The sequence below is a fragment of the Sphingomonas kaistensis genome (assembly GCF_011927725.1).
Classification (GTDB): domain Bacteria; phylum Pseudomonadota; class Alphaproteobacteria; order Sphingomonadales; family Sphingomonadaceae; genus Sphingomicrobium; species Sphingomicrobium kaistense.
In genome coordinates this window covers 2,424,575-2,438,970 of record NZ_JAATJC010000001.1, presented here as the reverse complement: position 1 = coordinate 2,438,970, position 14,396 = coordinate 2,424,575, and the positions used below count along the sequence as shown (strand labels likewise).

The following is a 14,396-nucleotide window of genomic DNA, read 5'->3' as shown; positions in this document are numbered from 1 at the left end:
CTTGAACGCAAGCCAGCCGGTCCGTTCGCCCGTTTCAGGGAGCCCGGCCTTCAAGCCTTGCAATGACGATGATTCGCTCCTGCCAGTGCCATTGGGCTGTTACAAGCTGCTGACAGCCAAGCAGAATATTCGTTACATTATGGCACGGCTGCAACGCGCAGGGTGGCGATCAGCCAGGCGGCGAGACACAGATAGGCGCCGAATGGCAGCGCTTCGTCGCGGGCCTTGCGACGGACCAGCGCCTCGCCCAGGCCGAGCAGCGCGGCGCCAAGCAAGGTCGCGACGGTTGCTTCCGGGCCAAGCCACAAAGCGAGCGCCGCGAACAGCTTGGGATCGCCTTGGCCAAGGCCTTCCCGGTGGCGGAAGCGGGCGTAGCTCCAGCCGATCAGGGCGAGGCCTAAACCGGCGACCAGGCCGCTGGCGATGCGCTCGGCGAGCGGGACATCGTTGAGGAAAGGCGCCGCCACAAAGCTTGCCGCCGCGAGACACAGGGTTAGCGGGTCGGGAAGCCAGAAATGGTGCCGGTCGAGCAGGAACAAGGGCAGGAGCAACCAGCCGAAGGCGGCCAGGGCCAGCCCCTGTCCCGAGGGGGCAAGCGCAAGCGCGACGGCGCCGATCAGCGCTGCCGCCAGCTCCACGCGAAAATGGAAGGGGTCGATGCGGCTGCCGCAGCAAGTTGCGCGGCCCCGCGACAGCGCCGCGCTGAGAAGGGGGACGAGGCGGCCAGGCGGGATCGGCTCGCCGCAACCGTCACAGGTCGACCGACCGCGAAGCACGCTTTCGCCTTCGGGCCAGCGCAGGCAGAGGGTTGCGATGAAGCTGCCGAAGATGGCGCCGAGCAGGAACCCGGCGACGCCCCCGGCAAGATGGATCACAGCCGCGTTTCGAACGGCAGCGTCAGTCCTCTGGGACCGGTCCTGAAACCGTAGGTGGAGAGCAGGGTGTCGAGACCTGGAAGCGGCGAGCGGATGGTGATCCAGCCGCGCACCTGGCCCGACGAACTGACGAAGAATTCGACCTGCTCGGAGCCGGCCTGGCTGGCGAGGCGCGCGCGCACGCGGTCGCCGTCGCACGACACGGTGCCGGCGAACCCGCGGTCGAGCGCAAGCGGGCCGAAACGCACGGCGAGGTTGGCGGCAAGCCGCCCGCTCGCCTGGGCGCAACGCCCGTCCTCGAACAGGATGGTGGTGTCGGTGAAGGTGAGGCTGTCGATCGGGGCCCCGCCAAGGAGGTTGGCGGCGGGAATTGCACCGCTCAGGCGTTCGACCCCGGTAACCGAGCCGCCCGCGCGGAGGACGCCGGTCAGCGGGCCCTGGATCTGGTCGAGACGTTCGAACGGCATGGCGACGCGGCCGAGCATCAGTGCGGCAGGATCGAGCCGGACGTCGAAGGTACCGAGCAGCTGACGGCCGAGCGTCAGTTCACCGATGCGGCCCTGCCAGATGGTGCCGCCGACCTGCCGGGCGCTCAACCCCAGCTGCTGGAGGTCGGCTGCCGACAGCGCAATGCGCAGCGGAAGCAGCAACAGCAGCGCGATCAGCGCGATGCCGGTGGTCCAGACCGCCCAACGCCAGTTCATTGCGACCCTGCCTGCGACAGGGTGGAGGTGACCACGACCTGGCCGCCTTGCTGCGGGGTGATGGTGAGTTCGCGCACGACGATCCCTTGTTGTTCCAGTTGCCGCAACCAGCGAAGCGCCGCCGTGGGCGCGGACGGGGCAAGCGTGATCAGGGCCGAACTGGTCCCTCGCGGCTCGTTGGCGCTGAGCGAGACGCCGGCCAATGCGGCAGCTTCGGTGATGCGCAGCGACAGAGGGGCGCTGCCCGCGGGAAGGGCGACGGCCGGGCGCTGCACCTGGTCGAGCTGGGCAAGGCGGGCGAGCACCAGTCCGTGGTTGCGGACGGCGGCCGAATGGCGCTCCTCGGCCCGTTCGATCGCGGCGGTCAGCGGGCGATAGATAAGCAGGAAACAGAGCAGTGGAATGGCGATCGCAAGCATCACTCCGACCAGCCAGCGTTCGCGGACGGTGCGGGCCATGTACCAGCCACTGACGGGGACGAGCGGGTTCATTCCGCGCTCCGCAGGGTAAGGTCGGCGATCATTTGCCCGCTGGCTCCGGGTCGGGTCGAGGCGGTCACGCGGTAGCCTAGCCGCTGGAGCGAAAGCAGCAGGCGGTTGATGTCCTCGACCCGGGTGGCGGCGAGACTGGCGGCAAGCGTCCCGTCGGGGCGATAGGTGACCGAGACGGCGGTGACTCCCTGCAATTGCTGGAGCTGCTGATAGAGGGCGGCGAGCGGCGGGAAGGGCGAGCCGCTGGCGCCTGGCGTCGCTCCGATCCGGGTGTCGAGCGCCGCCGCCGCCGCGGCCGCGGAGACCTCCTGACCGATGGCGGCACTGGTCAGGCGCGCGGTTTCAGCCTCGAGCCGCGACGCATCCTGGTCGAGGCGGATCATGAGGGCCAGGCCCATCACCAGGCCGAGCAGGGGGATCAGCAGCGCGAGGGCAGCAAGCTCGCGCAGGCGGCGCCAGTCGAGCAGGAGCAGGCGGCGGCGGGCAAAGCGGCCGGTGCGAAGGTTGAGCGGAAGCAGCTGGGCCAGGGCGAGGAGGCGCTGGTGAACGAGGTGCGGCGGAAGCAGCTCGACCTCTTCGCCCGGCTCCACCAGCATGTCGCGCATGGCAGGCTCGTCCGGCGCGACCAGCCCGCCGCGCGCGAGCACCCCATCGGGCCCGAGGGTCAGCGACGACCAGTTTTCGCTCGGCGGGATGAGGGCGCCCGCGGGCAGGATGGCGACCGGATCGGCGCCATGCGCGGCGAGCCAGTCGAGCCATTCGATCATGCTGCCGTTGGCGACCACGGCGGTCGCAAGCCGCTCGTCGAGCAGCCCCGCGACGGCGTGCAGCGTGGCGGCGTCGGCCATGCCTTGCTCGATCGCGGCGGAGCGGGCGATGGCCTGAGCCTGACGCGCGGTTTCGCCGTGGCGGTCGGGAAAGTCGAGGCGCACCGAGGCGACCGGCGCAAGCGCGATCAGCGGCAGCCCCTGGCTGCGCCAGTCAGCATCGACATGGTCGGAGAGGACAGCATCGCCGGACAGCCGCCACCAGCAGGCCGTCGCATCCGCCGGATCGCAGACCGCGGGGAGAAGAAGGAGGGTGGCATCGCTCATCGCCAGTCTCCGTAGCGGCGGCGAACGATCCGGGCACCTGTTTCTCGCAGGTCGAGGAGCGTCGTGCTGCTGAGCGACTGGCCGTCATTGCCGACTTGGGCGCGAAGTTCGAACCAGCGCGACTTCAGTCGTACCTGCTCGGCCGCGCCCGGGGGGATGGCGTCGGCGGCGATCCCGGAGGCCTGCCAGAAGGCGACGCTGCTGTCGTAGCCGCCGGCGGGACGGCCGGAGATGAGCGCCCGGGCGGCGCCGATCGAGAGCTGCTGCGGTGCGAGCATGGAAAGGAGCGGGGCCTGTTCCGGCAGAAGGGTGTTGGGGTTGATCGCCTGCGGCCCGCCTTCGGGAAGAGCGCACAGGAACGGCAGGACGAGGCCGAGGAGATCGGGCGTGACGCCCTGCACCGCGCCCAGCTCTGCAGCGTCGGCAAACGGCGCGTTGGCGGGCGGCCAGGCGCTTCCGGCGCGGGCCTGCTCGGTCCCGGCGGGCAGGGGCACGAGATCGCTGTCGACCCAATCGGCAGCGGCGGAGGCGATGTTGGCGGCGCGCGAACCGTCGACGCCGAGCAGGATCAAAAGCTGCGAGAATTGCTGAACCGCGGCGACATCGGCGACGGTGGTGCCGTCGATCTGGTCACGAGCGAGGGCGTTGAGGTTGAAGCAATTGCCGCCGTCCCGGACTTCGGCTCGCAACGTGCCGCCATCGGGCAGGCGGATCTCGCGCACCTGGCCAAGCAAGGCGCCGCCGCGGGTGCGGGCGGGATCGAGGGCGGCAAGATCCTGCAAGCGGACGGCGGCAAGCTGTTCGGCGAGACCGAGCCATTGCCGGCCCTGGGCCGCAATGCTGGTGTTGGCGGCAAGGCGGGTGGCGACGGTCAGCCGGTCAAGGGTGGTTGCCGCCAGCGTCGCGATCACCGCGACCAGCATCAGGACCGTGAGGAGGGCGGCGCCGCGCTCATGGGGTTGCGGGGTCATGCCGTCGTCCTTGCCGGTGCCGGGCCTTCGGGAAGGGCGACGGTGATGGTGACTTCAGCTTCGCCCCGGCGCTGCATCCGCATTTCAACGGCGCGCGGCAAGGCGGCCTCGGTGGCGAGCGGTGCCCATTGACTGCGCCAGCCTCCGTCCGCGGCCCGGTAACGGAGTGAGACGGCGTCGATGTCGCGTGCAAGAACGGCGGCAGGGCCGGTTGCGGTCCCGGAAGGCGTGACCGACTGCCGGACGAGGCGACCGCCCTCGACCTGCCAGCGGATCGCCTGCAACCCGCTCGAGCCCACGACGCGCTCGGCTGGCTCGAACGAGCGGACCAGCCGCAGTTCGGTCGAGGTACCCGCAAAGCCAGCCGGGGCGCCGTCGACCGGGCGAACGACGACCTGGGTCAGGTCGGCCGACAGCAGGGCGCGAAGGCGGGCGGCGGCGCTGAGATCGGCGAGTGCTCCGCCGACGGCTTCCTGCGTATCGACGCTGGCGCGCAGCAGCCCGACCCCGGCGCCCGCAAGGATGGCGAAGATCAGCAGTGCGACCACCATCTCGACCAGGGTGAAGCCGCGCGTGGCGGGACCGGGTCTCACCGCGCGCTCCGGATGAAGGTCAGGCGGACGGTGGCGGGGACGTCGGCGCCGCGCACCGCGAGGTCGACCCGGAGAAGGCGCTGGTCCGGGGTCGGCGCGACCGACTGGCCGACGACAAAGTTCTGCCCGCCATTGGCAACGCGCCGGCTGGCGACGCCGAGCGGGGGCGCGGCCGGATCGGTCGCGATCCGCGCGGCCTCGTTTTCGGCGACGAGCATGGCGCCCTCGCGCGCCTTGAGCTCGGTGGCGGTGGCGACCGCGACGGCATCGAGGCGCAGCAGGGCGAGCGCGGCGATCGAAAAGACCGCCAGCGCGACCAGCATTTCCAGCAGGGTGAAGCCGTTGCGGGTCACTTCACGACGACCTCGCCATCGGCTGCGATCTCGACCACGGCGCTGGCGCTGTCCCCGGCAAGGGTGAGGTCGAGCGCCCGGTCGGGCAGGCCGACGCTGTCGAAGCCCAGCCGGGCGGAGGCCGTGGCGGCGCCGGTCGGCCTGACTCCGCGGCTCCAGCGGCGTTCGCGCAGGCTTGGCTCGGCCACCGGCTCCCAGCCTTCTTCCCCGCGTTGCACGAAGCGATAGCCGGCCGCGTCGATTTCAAGCGCCAGCGGCCGGCCGGAGATGATCGCCTGGTCGCGGGCGGCGGCGACCCGGCTGGAGAGCGCCACCGCGTCCGCCCGCACCCGGCTGTTCCCGGCCGGCCAGCGCCATACCGCGACACCGGCGAGCAGGCCCATCACGGCGAGCACGACCATCAGCTCGACAAGCGTGAAGCCGGCCTCGCGCCGACGGTCAGGGCTGCTCGGAACCACGGATGTCGGCATTCTCATTTTCGCCGCCGGGCGTGCCGTCGGCGCCGAGCGAGACGATGTCGAATGGGCTGCCGTTCTGGCCGGGCGCGCTCATCTGGTAGGGACGGCCCCACGGATCGTCGGGAAGATTGCGGACGTAGGAGCCGCCGCCCCCCGGCCGCGGCTGCGACAGGGCCTCGAGCGAGGGCGGGTAACGCATGTTGTCGAGGCGGTACATTTCCATCGCCTGGCTGAGCGTCGCGATATCGGCACGGGCCTTGGTCGTCATCGCCCGGTCCTGGCTGGGAAGGACGTTGATCATCACGACGGTCGCCAGCAGGCCGATGATCACGATCACGACCATCAATTCGACGAGCGTGAAGCCGTTGCGGCGGGGCTTGCGGCGATTGCGGGGGCGAGCGGGTTGGCGCGGCATTTCGGTCAGGCTCCGACTAGGGACTGCAGCTGCAGGATGGGAAGAAGGATGGCGAGCACGATGGTGGCGACGATCACGCCGAGAACGACGATGATCATCGGTTCGAGCAGCGCCAGAACGGTCGTAGTAAAAGCGTCGAACTCGCGCTCCAGATAGTCGGCGGCGCGGGCCAGCATCAGTTCCAGCCGGCCGGCGCTTTCGCCGCTGGCCGCGAGGTAGACGAGCAAGGGCGGAAACACGCCGGCCCGGCCCAGCGCGCCCGACAGGCTGCCACCGCGGCGGATCGCCTCGACCAGCCCCTCGGTCGCGGCGCGCAGGGCGCGGTTGTGGACCGTCTCGGCAGTGAGGCGCAGTCCTTCGATCAGGGGCAGGCGGCTGCCGATCATGGTCGACAGCGTGCGCGCGATGCTTGCGGCATGGAGATCGCGGACCAGGCGGCCGATGAAGGGGAGGCGGAGCAGGAAGCGGTCGATCACCAGCCGAGTGTCGGGCCGCTGGAGCGCGACCGACAGCAACGCGAGGCCACCGCCGATCAGCAACAGCAAGGCCCACCAGTAGTTGGCCATGAAGCTCGACAGGGCGATGATGATGCGGGTCAGCAAGGGCAATTGCTGGCCGACGTTGTCGAACTGCTCAACCACGCGCGGCACCACTGCGATCATCAGCGCCGCGACCACGCCGAGAGCCACCAGCGTCAGGACGGCGGGGTAGGCGAGCGCCGACAGGAGCTTGGAGCGCATCGCCGCCTGCCGTTCGAGCAGGACCGACTGGCGTTCGAGGATGTCGGGCAGCGAGCCCGAGCTTTCGCCGGCCGATACCATCGCCCGGTAGAGTGGCGGGAAGCTGCGCGGTTCGCGGCCGAGCGCATCGGCGAGGCGGCGGCCTTCCACCACCGCGTCGGCGACCCGGGCGACGATGCCGCGGACTTCGGGCCGATCGCTTTGCCGGGCGATGGTGCGCAGCGACTCCTCGATCGGGGAGACCGAGGTGAGGGTGGCGAGCTGGCGTGTAAACAGGGTGAGGTCACGGAAGCGGAGGCGCTCGCCCCGCCGCCACGGGAGTGTGATGCCGGTCCTTGCCGGGGTCGGCGATCCGCCGTCCTGCGCTTCGGCGAGGCGCAGGACGTGGAGGCGACGTTTCGTGAGCTGCCCCTGCGCTTCCTCACGGGTCGGGGCGCTCAGCCGGCCCTGCTGTTCGCGACCGCGCAGGTCGATCGCGGTGTAGGCGAAGCTAGGCAAGGGGTTCTTCCGCTGCGCGCGACACGCGGATCGCCTCGGCCGCGGTGGTGACGCCCTGCGCGACCAGTGCGCGGGCGGCGGCATAGAGGCTCGGCGAATGGGCGAAAGCGTGGGCAGCGATCGCGCCCTCATCGCCGTCGCCGAGGATTAGGCGGCGGATCTCGGCGTCGACCGCGACCGCCTCGAACAAGCCGATCCGGCCGCGATAGCCGGCGCCGTTGCAGGCCTTGCAGCCGACCGGGCGGTAGAGGATCGTCTCGGGCGGAAAGCCGAGTAGGGCCGCGGCGCCGGTCGAATCCTCCTCGGGCGCCCGGCACTGGTCGCACAACCGCCGGACCAGCCGCTGGGCGATGACCGCGCGAAGCGAGGAGGCGAGCAGGAACGGCTCGACCTTCATGTCGCGCAGGCGGGTGATGGCGCCCGGGGCGTCGTTGGTGTGCACGGTGGAGAGGACGAGGTGGCCGGTCAGCGAGGCCTGCACCGCGATGTCGGCTGTTTCGCGGTCGCGGATTTCGCCGACCATCACGACGTCGGGGTCTTGGCGAAGGATGGCGCGAAGGCCGTTGGCGAAGGTCATTCCGACCTTGGAATTGACCTGCGTCTGGCCGACCCCGTCCATCGCATATTCGACCGGATCCTCGACCGTCAGGATGTTGCGGCTGCCATCGTTGAGGTGCGCCAGCGCAGCATAAAGCGTGGTCGTCTTGCCCGATCCGGTCGGCCCGGTGACGAGGATGATGCCGTTGGGTTCGGCCAGCGCCTTGACGAGGATGTCGGCGGCGGCGCCCGACAGGCCGAGCTGTTCAAGGGTGAGGCCGGCCTGCTGCTTGTCGAGCACGCGCAGCACGACCCGCTCGCCGGCGCGGCTGGGGAGGGTGGACACGCGCACGTCGAGCGCGCGGCCGCCGAGCTGGACGCCGATCCGCCCGTCCTGCGGAATGCGTCGCTCGGCGATGTCGAGGCGGGCCATGACCTTGATGCGGCTGACCACCACCGGCGCGACGTGGGCCGGCATGCGCAGCGATTCCTTGAGCACCCCGTCGCGGCGCATGCGGACGATGAGGCCGCTCTCATAAGGCTCGATGTGGATGTCGCTGACCCCGGCGCGGACGGCCTCGGCGAGGATGCCGTTGATGAGACGGATGGCGGGGGCATCGTCGGGGGAGGCGAGCAGGTCCTCGGCGGTCGGAATGCCGCTGGCGAGGGCGTCGAGCCCGTCTTCGTCGCCGATCGACTGCGCCAGCCCGGCGGCACTCCCGCCCAGCGCGTAGCGGTCCTGCAGCAGGCGATCGAATTCGGCTGTGGTGACCCGGCGCAGGTCGAAGGCCTGGCCGAGGTGGCGGCGAAGCTCGATCAGGCGGCGCGGGTCGGCGCCTTCGCGCAGCGCGACCTCGAGGCTGCCATCCTCGCGCGGGAGCGGAAGCAGACCGCTTTCGCGGACGATGGCGAAGGGCAGGTCGACCAGTGCGGTGACAGGAACCGACTGCAGCTCGGTCGCCTGGACGTCCGCCAGCAGCGGGTCCTCGTCGAGCGGGACGGCCGGCGTGTCGACCACCAGTTCCTTGGCTTCGCTCTCCACAGGCTCAGCCACGCACGGGCGCGGGCAGTGGGGGTGGCGGAGGCGGGCCGTAGCGGAGGTCGCCCGGGCGCTCCTCGACGGCAATCGGGGGGACGGTGCCGAGATAGTCGCGGACCAACGTGTCGATCGACGGCTCCTCGAGCGGTCGGACGCGAAGCTGGTCGTTGCGGATGGTGCCGTAGCGCTGGGCGGTGATGCGGCGGGCGTCGGCGGCGCTGCGGATGATGGTCGGGCGGATGAAGACCATCAGGTTGGTCTTTGCCTTGGACCGGCTCTTGGAGCGGAACAGGTTGCCGAGCACCGGCAGGTCGCCGAGCAGCGGGATCTTCTCGATCGTCCGACGCTCGTTCTCGTCGAGCAGGCCGCCGATCGCCAGGATCTCGCCGTCGTCGACGGTCAGCACGGTCTTGAACTCGCGCTTGTTGATGATGAGGTCGGCCGAGCCCGTCGCGACCGGGCCGGCGATGCTGGACACTTCCTGGCGGAGGAACAGCTTGATCGAGCCCGACGAATTGACCTGCGGCTTGACGTCGAGCTGGATGCCGACGTTCTGACGCTGGACGGTGCGGAAGGCGTTGTCGAAGTTGGTGCTGAGCCGCTCGCCGGTGGTGACCGGGACTTCCTGCCCGACCAGCAGCTTCGCTTCCTGGTTGTCGAGCGTCATGATCGACGGGGTCGACAGGATGTTGCTCTGCGTGTCGGACTTCACCGCGTTGAGGATCGCGCCGAACACCGCATTCTTGCCGATGTCGATGAGGCCGCCGGCAAAACCGCCGGTCGCCTGAAGCACCGACTGCACCGCGGCGTCGGTGATGTTGTCGCCGAGCGGGCGATCTGTCGTGGTGGTGACGGTGCCGTCGGTGCTGGTGGTGGTGGTCCGGCCCAGCTGATAATTTGCGATCGCGCCGCCGACCGTCAGGATGTTGGGAACCGCGTTCGAGTAGTTGGTCGCAAGGAACGGGGCGTTCTGGCCGGCCAGCAGGAACTGGACGCCGAGGCGCTTGGCGGCAAGGTCGCCGATCTCGACGATGATGGCTTCCACCAGCACCTGCTCGCGGCGGGTGTCGAGCTGGCGGATGACCTCGCCCAACTGGCGCTGCACGTCGGCGTTGGCGGCGATGACGATCGCGTTGGTGCCCGGATAGCGCGCGACCACTGCCGGCCCGCGGCGGGCGATGCCATTATTCTGTTCACCGTTGCCGCTGCTCTGCACCGGGGCGGGGGCGGGCGTGGCCGGGCCAGCACCGGTGCCTTCGCCTTCCTGGCTGCGGATGAAGGACGGAGCGCTGGTGCCCTGCGTCACCGGCTGGCCGAGCAGTTGCTGCAGTACCGGAAGGAGCTGCTCGGCATCGGCATGTTCGAGGAAATAGACGCGGATGTCGGCGTTGCCTGAGGCGCGCGTATCGAGGTCGCGGGCAATGGCGGCAAGGCGTGCGACGGCGCCCGGTTCGCCGCTGAACGCCAGTGCGTTGCTGCTGTCCACGGCGGACACGGCGACGCCGCTGTTCTGGCCGGCCAGCGCCGACAGCGAGGTCGCGATCTCGCGCGCGCCGGCGTTGCGGAGGTAGACGATCTGGTTGGTCTGGCTCTGCCGGTCGATCGACCCGACCAGCTGCCGGACGCGGGCGATGTTGTCGGCGAAATCGACGACGATCAGGCTGTTGGCATTGCGATTGGCAGTGACGCTGCCTTGCGGGCTGACCAGCGGGCGAAGCGTCTCGACCGCCTGCGCGGCCTCGATGTTGCGGAGGCGGAAGATCTCGGTGACGACCTGGTTGCGCGAGGCGTTGCGGCTGCCGATGCGGGTCGGCTGGCTGGCCGCGCCCTCGACCGGCTGGATGCGATAGCCACCACGGATGGGGATGGCGACCAGCCCGTTGGCGCGCAGGGTCGAGAGGAACACCTCGAAATATTCGCTGCGGCTGAGCGAGGTGCGGGTGGTGACGCTGACCTTCTGGTTGACCCGACCGTCCACGACGAGGGTCAGGCCGGTGGTCTTGGCCACGTCGGAGGCGAGGGCCCGGACGTCGACGTCGCGCAGGTTCAGCGCATATTGCGCGGGCGCAGGGACGGCGACGAGGAGCATCGCTCCGGCCAGGAAGATCGAGAGCGGCTTCATGGATTTCCTTCAAGCAGCAAGGCCACCGGCACGGTTGCGGCACCGCGTTCGACGGTGAGCGACAGGCGGGCGCCGGGGCTCAGCTGGGACTGGAGTGCGGCAGGGTCGGTGAGCGGGCGACCGTTCACCTGCGTGATGATGTCGCCGTCGCGAAGCCCGGTGCGGGCGAGGACAGCGGGGTTTCCGGTCGCGCTGACGAGAAATCCGCTGACCCGCCCCGCGACCAGCCGCGGGGCCAAAGCGACATTGTTGCGGATCGCGGCGGGGGTCAGTGCAAGCGCTGCGCTTCCAGCCGGAACGGTGCCGGCGGCTGCTGCAGCGACGGGCGGCTCGGCCCCTTCCATCGCAAGCCGTTGTTCGGCGCCGTTGCCGCCAAGCAGAACGAAATCGAAACCGACCGACAGCAGGCGGACGCCGGGCGCCACTTCCTCACCGACCAAATAGCTTGTCTGCACGCCGTCGGCGCCGGCGATGATCGCGGAGCCCGGTGCGCCGCCGAACGACATGCGGGTGCCGAACAGGGTAAAGCCGCTGACCGCAGGCGCCGGAGCGGCGGCATTCGCCGGCGCCTGCGCGGTGGCGAATGGATCGAAGGTCGAGAACAGCGCGAGCTGCGCTGTTGCGGGAATGGTCGGTGGCGCCGGTGGAAGCCAGCGCCCGACTGGGCCAAGCGGAGTGACAAGGATCCAGATCAGCCGCGCCGCCTGGACCGCCACCAGCGCCAGCAGGACCGCTTTCAGCCAGAAGTAGACGTCGCGCGGCAGCAGTTGCCGCGCGGCCACCGCCCGCCGAATGATCATGGTACGCCGCATTCAGGCCCGTTCAACTTCCCGCCAGAAGCCCCTGAATAAGCAAAGTTGCATGGCAATGACAGTATCTTCGCAGCGCCGGCCCGGGAGCGCCGGCGCGTTGCCGAAGGTGCTTGGCTCCCCTATGCCTGGCGTCACCCTCCAATGTCCCAAAGCGCACTCCTGACCTCGGCCCTTGCCGTCCTCGCCCTCGGCGCCGGCGCCATGGGCTATGCAGCTACGGGAGAGCGGCCCGAGAGGATGCGAACGGGTGCGACTCCGGTCGTTCCGCAATCGTCCGATCCTGACCGCCCGGCGCTGCGGGCCGCCGACCTGACGGTGGAGCGGCGACCGGGCGAACCCTTGGCTGCCCTGCTGTTGCGATCAGGCATCGGAGGCCTGGATTCGGTGCTGGCGAGCGAGGGTGCCGACGCGGGCTCCGGGTCGGTGCAACTCTGGCTCGGCGAGCAGGTTGGGCCCGGTGCGCGGGCGCTCGAGCGGGTCGCGCTGCACCGCGGGCCTGGCCGGCAGACGATCATCGAGCGGCAAGGCGACGGATTCACGCGCCGCGACCTGGTGGAAGCAGTGGACGCGACGCCCGTCCGGATCCGGCTGGAGGGGGGAGCAGGGCTTGCCGCTGGCCTTGTCGAGGCCGGGCTGCCGCGGGATGTTCGCGACCGGTTGCTCGACAGGGTGGCGGGCGAACGGCTGGCTGCGATCGATCTCATCATCGCCCATCAATCTGCGGCGTCGGGCTCGTCCTATGGCGAGCCGCTGTATCTTGGCGCCTACGAGGTCGACGGGACAATGCGCCGCTGGGTCGGGGGCGGGCTGAGGCCGCTCGGCGGCGAGGAGGCGGCGTCCGGCGGGCTGCTGCGACCGCTTCCGGGGGCCGTGACGTCCAATCCGGGACTGCGCTTCCATCCGATCCTTCGTTATCTGCGCTGGCACCGCGGCACCGACTTCGCCTCGCCGGCCGGCACACCGGTGCAGGCCGCACTGGAAGGGCGGGTTGTAAGTGCCGGCTGGCAAGGCGGCTACGGCCGAGCGGTGCGGATCGCTCATGGCGATGGTAGCACCACGCTTTATGCCCACCTGTCCGAGATCGACGTGATCGGCGGACAACGGGTTCCGCGCGGGGCAGTGGTGGGCAAGGTGGGATCGAGTGGCCTCGCCACCGGTCCGCACCTGCATTTCGAGTGGCAGCGCAGCGGCGCCACGCTGCGCCCGTCCTTCGGGCAGGTCGCGCCAGAGGGGGCAGGGCCGGCGCAGCGCGCGGCGCTGCAGGCGCTGCTGTCGGCACCGTTCCGGCTCGCTCCCGACCGGCGATCCTAGGCCGGGTACGGCACGCTCCCGGCGATGCGCCAGGACTGATCAGGCCCGCATTTCCTGTCGCCGAGCGGCACCATGGCGGTTGCACTCGACCTCAACTCGGCTAGATTGCGACCGCTCGGCTAAATGGGGTCGTGCGTTTCCTTCCTACACCGATGTTCTGCTCTTGTTCTTGCGGAACGAACAGTGTACATCATCTCCGTAACGGGGGCATCCGCCTTCATCATGGACAAGGAAGAAAGCGCATGGCGACGCAGCTGAAAGTTGTCGGGATGAGCGGGAACACAATGACGGTAGACAGGCAGAAGGCGCTCGACGCGGCGTTGGCGCAGATTGATCGGGCGTTCGGCAAGGGTTCGGCAATGAAGCTGGGCAGCCGCGAGAAGATGGAGGTCGAGGTGATCTCGACCGGCAGCCTCGGGCTCGACATCGCGCTTGGCGTCGGCGGCCTGCCGCGTGGTCGTGTGATCGAGATCTACGGGCCGGAAAGCTCGGGCAAGACGACTCTTGCGCTGCACACCATTGCCGAGGCGCAGAAGGCGGGCGGCACCGCGGCGTTCGTCGATGCCGAACATGCGCTCGACCCGGCCTATGCCAAGAAGCTCGGCGTCAACATCGACGAGCTGATCGTGTCGCAGCCCGACACCGGCGAGCAGGCGCTGGAGATCGTCGACACCCTGGTTCGCTCCAATGCGATCGACGTGCTGGTGGTCGATTCGGTCGCCGCGCTGGTGCCGCGGGCCGAGATCGAGGGCGAGATGGGCGACAGCCACGTCGGCCTCCAGGCCCGCCTGATGAGCCAGTCGCTGCGCAAGCTGACGGGCTCGATCAGCCGCTCGCGCTGCATGGTGATCTTCATCAACCAGCTGCGGATGAAGATCGGCGTCATGTACGGCAATCCGGAAACCACCACCGGCGGCAATGCGCTCAAGTTCTACGCCTCGGTCCGTCTCGACATCCGCCGCACCGGGCAGATCAAGGACCGCGACGATATCGTTGGCAACACCACCCGCGTGAAGGTGGTCAAGAACAAGGTCGCGCCGCCGTTCAAGCAGGTCGAGTTCGACATCATGTACGGCGAGGGCGTCAGCAAGGTCGGCGAGATCCTCGATCTCGGCGTCAAGGCCGGGGTGGTCGAGAAGTCGGGCGCCTGGTTCAGCTACGACAGCATCCGCATTGGCCAGGGCCGCGAGAATTCGAAGACCTATCTCAAGGAAAATCCCGAGATCATGGCGCGCCTCGAAGCGGCGATCCGCCGTGGCAAGGACGAGATCGGCGATGCGCTGATGGTCGGACCGGAAGCCGAGGACGACGCCTGAGCCATAAGGCTGCAGCGCCTCGGCCCTGGAACGGGGCTGGAGTGCGGCGGCCAGGAAGTTCGTGAAG

General features: G+C 69.6%; 15 protein-coding genes. 2 read left to right on the top strand and 13 right to left on the bottom strand.

All coding sequences use genetic code 11. The features are described from left to right. Positions 1 to 137: 137 nt before the first annotated feature. From GGQ97_RS12085 to GGQ97_RS12025, 13 genes are all read right to left on the bottom strand, one after another. The gene (locus GGQ97_RS12085) at positions 138 to 875 is read right to left on the bottom strand and encodes a prepilin peptidase (RefSeq protein ID WP_168069896.1); all 738 of its coding nucleotides are present in this window, start codon (positions 873 to 875) and stop codon (positions 138 to 140) included. Continuing rightward, positions 872 to 1,579 carry a type II secretion system protein N gene (gspN, locus tag GGQ97_RS12080; RefSeq protein WP_168069894.1) on the bottom strand — a complete coding sequence of 236 codons (708 nt, stop codon included), beginning with the start codon at positions 1,577 to 1,579 and terminating at the stop codon, positions 872 to 874. Before gspN ends, GGQ97_RS12085 begins: the two co-directional genes overlap by 4 nt. Then, positions 1,576 to 2,070, bottom strand: coding sequence for a type II secretion system protein GspM (gene gspM, locus GGQ97_RS12075; protein WP_168069892.1), 495 nt, complete (start codon positions 2,068 to 2,070; stop codon positions 1,576 to 1,578). The genes gspN and gspM overlap by 4 nt, the downstream gene beginning before the upstream one ends. After that, on the bottom strand, positions 2,067 to 3,164 hold the full coding sequence (gene gspL / locus GGQ97_RS12070; protein ID WP_168069891.1) for a type II secretion system protein GspL: 1,098 nt from the start codon (positions 3,162 to 3,164) through the stop codon (positions 2,067 to 2,069). The genes gspM and gspL overlap by 4 nt, the downstream gene beginning before the upstream one ends. Beyond that, positions 3,161 to 4,135 (bottom strand): type II secretion system minor pseudopilin GspK, encoded by a 975-nt coding sequence (gene gspK / locus GGQ97_RS12065; RefSeq protein ID WP_168069889.1) that lies wholly within the window; start codon positions 4,133 to 4,135, stop codon positions 3,161 to 3,163. Before gspK ends, gspL begins: the two co-directional genes overlap by 4 nt. Beyond that, the gene (locus GGQ97_RS12060; protein ID WP_168069887.1) at positions 4,132 to 4,728 is read right to left on the bottom strand and encodes a type II secretion system protein GspJ; all 597 of its coding nucleotides are present in this window, start codon (positions 4,726 to 4,728) and stop codon (positions 4,132 to 4,134) included. Before GGQ97_RS12060 ends, gspK begins: the two co-directional genes overlap by 4 nt. Then, positions 4,725 to 5,081 carry a type II secretion system minor pseudopilin GspI gene (gene gspI / locus GGQ97_RS12055; RefSeq protein WP_342448531.1) on the bottom strand — a complete coding sequence of 119 codons (357 nt, stop codon included), beginning with the start codon at positions 5,079 to 5,081 and terminating at the stop codon, positions 4,725 to 4,727. The genes GGQ97_RS12060 and gspI overlap by 4 nt, the downstream gene beginning before the upstream one ends. Beyond that, positions 5,078 to 5,551 (bottom strand): GspH/FimT family pseudopilin, encoded by a 474-nt coding sequence (locus tag GGQ97_RS12050; RefSeq protein WP_168069885.1) that lies wholly within the window; start codon positions 5,549 to 5,551, stop codon positions 5,078 to 5,080. The genes gspI and GGQ97_RS12050 overlap by 4 nt, the downstream gene beginning before the upstream one ends. Beyond that, a complete protein-coding gene (gene gspG / locus GGQ97_RS12045) occupies positions 5,520 to 5,954 on the bottom strand; it encodes a type II secretion system major pseudopilin GspG (protein ID WP_168069883.1) in 435 nt (144 codons plus the stop codon). The genes GGQ97_RS12050 and gspG overlap by 32 nt, the downstream gene beginning before the upstream one ends. A gap of 5 nt (positions 5,955 to 5,959) precedes the next feature. Further along, the gene (gspF, locus tag GGQ97_RS12040) at positions 5,960 to 7,192 is read right to left on the bottom strand and encodes a type II secretion system inner membrane protein GspF (RefSeq protein WP_168069881.1); all 1,233 of its coding nucleotides are present in this window, start codon (positions 7,190 to 7,192) and stop codon (positions 5,960 to 5,962) included. Continuing rightward, positions 7,185 to 8,705 carry a type II secretion system ATPase GspE gene (gspE, locus tag GGQ97_RS12035; RefSeq protein ID WP_168071032.1) on the bottom strand — a complete coding sequence of 507 codons (1,521 nt, stop codon included), beginning with the start codon at positions 8,703 to 8,705 and terminating at the stop codon, positions 7,185 to 7,187. The genes gspF and gspE overlap by 8 nt, the downstream gene beginning before the upstream one ends. A 70-nt stretch (positions 8,706 to 8,775) precedes the next feature. Then, positions 8,776 to 10,890, bottom strand: a complete 2,115-nt coding sequence (gene gspD / locus GGQ97_RS12030; protein ID WP_168069879.1) for a type II secretion system secretin GspD — start codon at positions 10,888 to 10,890, stop codon at positions 8,776 to 8,778. Then, positions 10,887 to 11,690 carry a type II secretion system protein N gene (locus tag GGQ97_RS12025; RefSeq protein WP_168069877.1) on the bottom strand — a complete coding sequence of 268 codons (804 nt, stop codon included), beginning with the start codon at positions 11,688 to 11,690 and terminating at the stop codon, positions 10,887 to 10,889. Before GGQ97_RS12025 ends, gspD begins: the two co-directional genes overlap by 4 nt. A gap of 153 nt (positions 11,691 to 11,843) precedes the next feature. On the opposite strand from GGQ97_RS12025, the gene GGQ97_RS12020 reads away from it, so the two are divergent. Together GGQ97_RS12020 and recA are read left to right on the top strand one after the other, a co-directional pair. After that, a complete protein-coding gene (locus GGQ97_RS12020; RefSeq protein WP_168069875.1) occupies positions 11,844 to 13,013 on the top strand; it encodes a M23 family metallopeptidase in 1,170 nt (389 codons plus the stop codon). 242 nt (positions 13,014 to 13,255) lie between these two features. Then, a complete protein-coding gene (gene recA, locus GGQ97_RS12015) occupies positions 13,256 to 14,329 on the top strand; it encodes a recombinase RecA (RefSeq protein WP_168069874.1) in 1,074 nt (357 codons plus the stop codon). The last annotated feature ends 67 nt before the right edge of the window (positions 14,330 to 14,396 follow it).